The organism is Stenotrophomonas sp. MH181796 (assembly GCF_009659995.1).
Lineage (GTDB): Bacteria > Pseudomonadota > Gammaproteobacteria > Xanthomonadales > Xanthomonadaceae > Stenotrophomonas > Stenotrophomonas riyadhensis.
Genome location: NZ_RAHU01000018.1, coordinates 1 through 4,444 on the forward strand (window position 1 = coordinate 1; position 4,444 = coordinate 4,444).

Here is a 4,444-nt window from a genome sequence, read left to right on the forward strand (position 1 = left end):
TGGTGGTGACCACCTGGCCGACCACATCGCCGCCCTGCGAGGCGACGCCATGCGCGCCGATGGCGAGCTGGTTGGCCTGGCGGGCATGCTCGGCGTTCTGGCGCACGGTGGAGGTCAGCTCCTCCATCGAGGCGGCGGTTTCTTCCAGGTTGGCGGCCTGCTGCTCGGTGCGGCGCGACAGGTCGCTGTTGCCCGATGCGATCTCGCCGGCGGCCGAGCTGATCGCACGGCTGGACTGCTTGATGCGGGTGACGATCTCGCTCAGCTGCGCGGCGGTGGCGTTGGCGTCGTCACGCATGCGGGCGAACACGCCCTGGTAGTCGCCGTGCATGCGCACGGTCAGGTCACCCTGCGACAGCGCGGCGAGCAGGCCGGAGATCTGTTCGATGCTGCCGGCGTTGGCGTCGAGCAGGCCGTTGATCTGCTGGGCCAGCTGCAGGAAGAAGCCTTCCTTGTCGCTGGAATCGATGCGGCCGGACAGGTCGCCGGCAGCAGCCTGGGCGATCACGCGGGCCACTTCGGCTTCCACCAGCGCTTCCTGGGTGCGGTCGCGCCATTCCACCACGTAGCCGACGGTGTCGCCGCCTTCATTGCGGATGGTCGAGACCACCTGGGCGAACTGGGCATCGCCGTACTGCATCGGGCGACGGGCGACGCCGTGTGCTTTCAGGTTGCCCAGCAGGGTCTGGTCCATCTCGCCGCGATGCTCCAGCACGGTGACCGGCTTGCCGATCAGCGAGGCCTGCGCGTCGAAGTCCGGCAGGTCGCGGCGGACTTCGTCCTGGTACTGGCTCAGGGTCTGCTGCAGGGCGCGGTTGCTGTAGACGATGGTGTTGCTGGTGTCGGTCAGGTACACGCCGGTCGAGCTGTAATCCAGCGCGGTACGGATGCGCAGGTTCTCGCGGGCGACGGCCTGGTCGGTCTCGATGCGCTCGCGCAGATCGCGCTGCATGCGCTGCATCGCCTGCATCAGTTCGCCCACTTCGTCCTGGCGGCTGACGTCGATGTGGCCATCGAGCTTGCCGCCGGCCACATCGTTGGCAACCGAGACGGCGCCGCGCACGCTGCCGACCAGGGCACGGGCAAACAGCCACACCAGCACCAGGCCGAGTGCGGCGCCGCCCAGCAGGGCGATCACGGTCAGCACGGCCGAGGCGGAGTAGGTGGATTCGGCCTCTTCGCGCGAGGCGCGGGCGAGGCGGTTGTCTTCGGCGATCAACGCTTCCAGCGCCGAAGCGGCCTTACGGTGCTTGGTGCGGGTCTCGCCGACGAAGGTATCGATGGCGTCGTCCGGCAGGTCCAGTTCCAGCATCTCGGTGACGCTGTCATAGGAGGCCAGGGCGTCCTTCCATTCCTTGGCGAAGGTGTCGAACAGCTTCTTCTGCTGTGCATTGTCGACCAGTGCCGGGTAGCCCTTGATCGACTTGTCCATGCTCTCTCGCAGTTCAACGGTCTGCTTGCGTGCGTCGGCCTTGACGTCGTCGCTGGCGCGGATCAGCTGCTGGTACGCGGCGTTGCGGTACTCACCGAGCATGCCGCGCATTTCGCCCGCCATGCGGATGCTCTCCATGCGTGAACCGGCCAACTCGGTGGTGACGTTGTTCAGCGAGTGCAGGCCGCGATAGGCGACGATGCCCTGCAGCAGCATCACCAGCAGGAGGACACCGAAGGTCAGCAGCAGCTTCGGCATCAGTTTCAGGTTGTTGATCCACGGCATGGGCGTTGCGAGCTCCTAAGGCAGACGCGCCCGGGCATCGGGCCCGGTTGCAGCAGAAACCACGCCGGCACCAGGTCCGGCGTGGTTCGACGGACAGCGGATTACTTGATGTTGGCCAGCTTCAGGCCGGCCGGCGAGCTGACTTCGATTTCGGCGCGCGAGGCGTCGCGCTGGATCTTGCCGATCACGCAGACGGTCTTGCCTTCCAGGGTTTCCAGCGGGAAGGAGAACTTGCCGCGGTTCTCGCCAGCGATGCGGGCCGAGAAGGTGTGGCGCGGGAAGGCGCCGCCCATGTACAGGAAGGTCGGCTGGCCTTCGGAACCTTCTGCGTAGCGGGCCTTCTCGACCTTGCCGCAGACCATGCCGTCCTTGCCGACCGAGCGCGGTGCCAGTTCCGGCGGGATCATGTCGGCCGACTGGGCGAACGCGGCGGAAGCAGTGGTGGCCAGGACAGCGGCCGAAACGAACGCAAGCAGGGACTTCATCGAGGTGTATCTCCGGGGATGGTGATGGTCGTTCCGGTCCTGCGCGCTCCTGCGCGACCGGCTTCTGTCCCCCTATCGGCACTGCCGGAGGGAACTGAAGGGTTTTGTGACCAGAACGTGAAGCAGGTCCGTTCGATCAGGCAGCGGCGTCTTCAACGACGCTGGCCTGGCCCATGTCGGCGCTGTCCAGCAGGGTCTCGATGTCGAGCAGGATCAGCATGCGGTCGTCCTGCGTGCCGATGCCGGAGATGAAGCGGGTATCGACGGCGGCGCCGAATTCCGGGGTCGGGCGGATCTGCTCGGCCGACAGCGGGATCACGTCCGAGACGCTGTCGACGACGATGCCGACCACGCGGTCGTCGACGTTCAGCACGATCATCACGGTGAAGGCGTCGTAGCGGGCATCGTCCAGGCGCAGCTTCAGGCGCAGGTCGATGACCGGCACGATGGTGCCGCGCAGGTTGATCACGCCCTTGATGTAGTCCGGTGCATCCGGGACCCGGGTGACCGCGTCATAGCCGCGGATTTCCTGGACCTTGAGGATGTCCACGCCGTAGTGCTCGGCACCGAGGGTGAAGCTGAGGAATTCGCCACCGGCGCTGGCGGCGGAGCTGGTCTTGTCGTTCATCGAGGGGTCCTGGTTCTGCCGGAAGTCCCGGTGTCAGGCTCGATATCGGCCCCTCGTCGGGGGACTTTAGGTGCCCGGGGAAGGCATCCACGCATGGCGTGGATCTACACGGGAAGCGGTAGTGCCGGCCGCTGGCCGGCAGCGGCCGTATCCACGTTGTCGGGGATGGGGGTCAGATCCCTTTTCAGGGAAAAGGGATCTGACCCCGGTATACGTTCCAGGGTTGCCGGCCAGCGGCCGACACTACCGGTTGGACCGTCTCAGAGCTCGCCGTTACGGCGTGCCTTGCGCTGGCGGTCGATGCGGAAGATGTAGCGCTGGATGGCGCTGTCGGCGCCGCGCGGCAGGGTTTCGAAGCGCATGCCCACGCGCTTGACTTCGATGCCGTTGGGCTGGCGCTGCGGCAGTAGATTGCAGACGACCAGCTCGATGTCCAGGTCGGGGCCGTCGGGCAGCGACAGCTGTGCCGGATAACGCTTCTGCAGGCCGAACACCGCGCAGTCATTGGGGACCACCACGGCCAGACCGCCACCGCTGATGTCCACCACCCGCATCGACAGCGCTTCGGCACGTGCTTCGCCGGGTGGCAGCAGCAGATGCGGCGAGTCGGTGACCGGGGTCTCCAACCGGTACAGCTCGCGGCGCTGCAGGTGCACCAGTTCGTCCGGCAACGGGGCGCGGAAGGCGACGTGACCGTCGTTGTCCACGCGTTGCAGTTCGTGCAGGCGGAACCGCACCAGCACGCGCTCGAGCTGGGCAAAGCACAGCAGGTGGTCAGCCTGTTCGGCGGCACGGTTGGACGCCTCCTGCGGGCTGCCATCGAGCAGCAGAGTGTCCTCGTCCTCATCGAGATCGAGCAATGCGGTCGGGAACGAGCGGTCGCGACCGTCGATATGCGCATTGATCAGTGATCGCTGGTCGATCAGCGAGCGCAGCAACTGCCGCAGCTGGCGCGGGTTGCGGACCAGGAAACGTTCGTCGGCGGCATCAGCCGCGTGGACATCATGCACTGCAGTGTCGTTGCCGTCGGACATGGAATCTACGGTCAGGGGCGGGCGCCAGCACGCGTTGGCGCGAGGCTCGATGGGGATATCGGCCTCTGCGTCGGATTATGAAGTGAGAATTGCATCACTTTCCATGCGTGCGGGGTCGGATCCCTCTTCCGCAGAAGAGGGATCCGACCCCGGGTAGATCAGAACTCCTGCCAGTCGCCGTCCGCGGCCAGTGCCGGCTGTGCCGCGGGGCTGCGCAGTGGGCGCGCGGGAGCCAGCTTTGCCGCAGGTGCGGCGGCCGCGACCTGGCGCGGTACCGGTGCCGCCAGCGGGCGTGCCGGGATGGCCGTCGTTCCCTGAGATGCCAGCCGGAAGCGGGCCACGGCTTCACCCAGCTGCACCGCCTGGTCTTCCATCGCACGCGCGGCGGCGGTGGCTTCTTCCACCAGTGCCGCATTCTGCTGGGTGGTTTCGTCCATCTGCACCACGGTCTGGTTGACCTGCTCGATGCCGGCCGACTGCTCCTGCGAGGCGGCGGAAATCTCGGCCATGATGTCGGTGACGCGCTGCACCGAGGCGACGATCTCGCCCATGGTGCTGCCGGCCTGGTGCACCAGGCTGG

The 4,444-nt window shown here is 66.7% G+C and carries 5 protein-coding genes; all 5 read right to left on the minus strand.

What is annotated here, in order from left to right; all coding sequences use genetic code 11:
• Positions 1 to 1,717: MCP four helix bundle domain-containing protein (locus D5301_RS23860; RefSeq protein ID WP_153857073.1), on the minus strand; the 1,717-nt coding region annotated here is incomplete at its 3' end.
• A gap of 101 nt (positions 1,718 to 1,818) precedes the next feature.
• Complete coding sequence (locus D5301_RS23865) at positions 1,819 to 2,202, minus strand: hypothetical protein (protein ID WP_010482470.1); 384 nt, start codon at positions 2,200 to 2,202, stop codon at positions 1,819 to 1,821.
• A 136-nt stretch (positions 2,203 to 2,338) separates the two neighbouring features.
• Positions 2,339 to 2,830 carry a chemotaxis protein CheW gene (locus D5301_RS23870; RefSeq protein WP_049401162.1) on the minus strand — a complete coding sequence of 164 codons (492 nt, stop codon included), beginning with the start codon at positions 2,828 to 2,830 and terminating at the stop codon, positions 2,339 to 2,341.
• Between the two features lie 260 nt (positions 2,831 to 3,090).
• A complete protein-coding gene (locus D5301_RS23875) occupies positions 3,091 to 3,864 on the minus strand; it encodes a flagellar brake protein (protein ID WP_110712205.1) in 774 nt (257 codons plus the stop codon).
• Positions 3,865 to 4,022: 158 nt separating this feature from the next.
• The coding region (locus tag D5301_RS23880; RefSeq protein WP_228756506.1) for a methyl-accepting chemotaxis protein at positions 4,023 to 4,444 on the minus strand (422 nt) is incomplete at its 5' end.

Coding starts and splice junctions, on each gene's coding strand:
- D5301_RS23865 (WP_010482470.1), bottom strand. CDS start 2,202: ATGAAGTCCCTGCTTGCGTTCGTTTCGGCCGCTGTCCTGGCCACCACT.
- D5301_RS23875 (WP_110712205.1), bottom strand. CDS start 3,864: ATGTCCGACGGCAACGACACTGCAGTGCATGATGTCCACGCGGCTGAT.
- D5301_RS23870 (WP_049401162.1), bottom strand. CDS start 2,830: ATGAACGACAAGACCAGCTCCGCCGCCAGCGCCGGTGGCGAATTCCTC.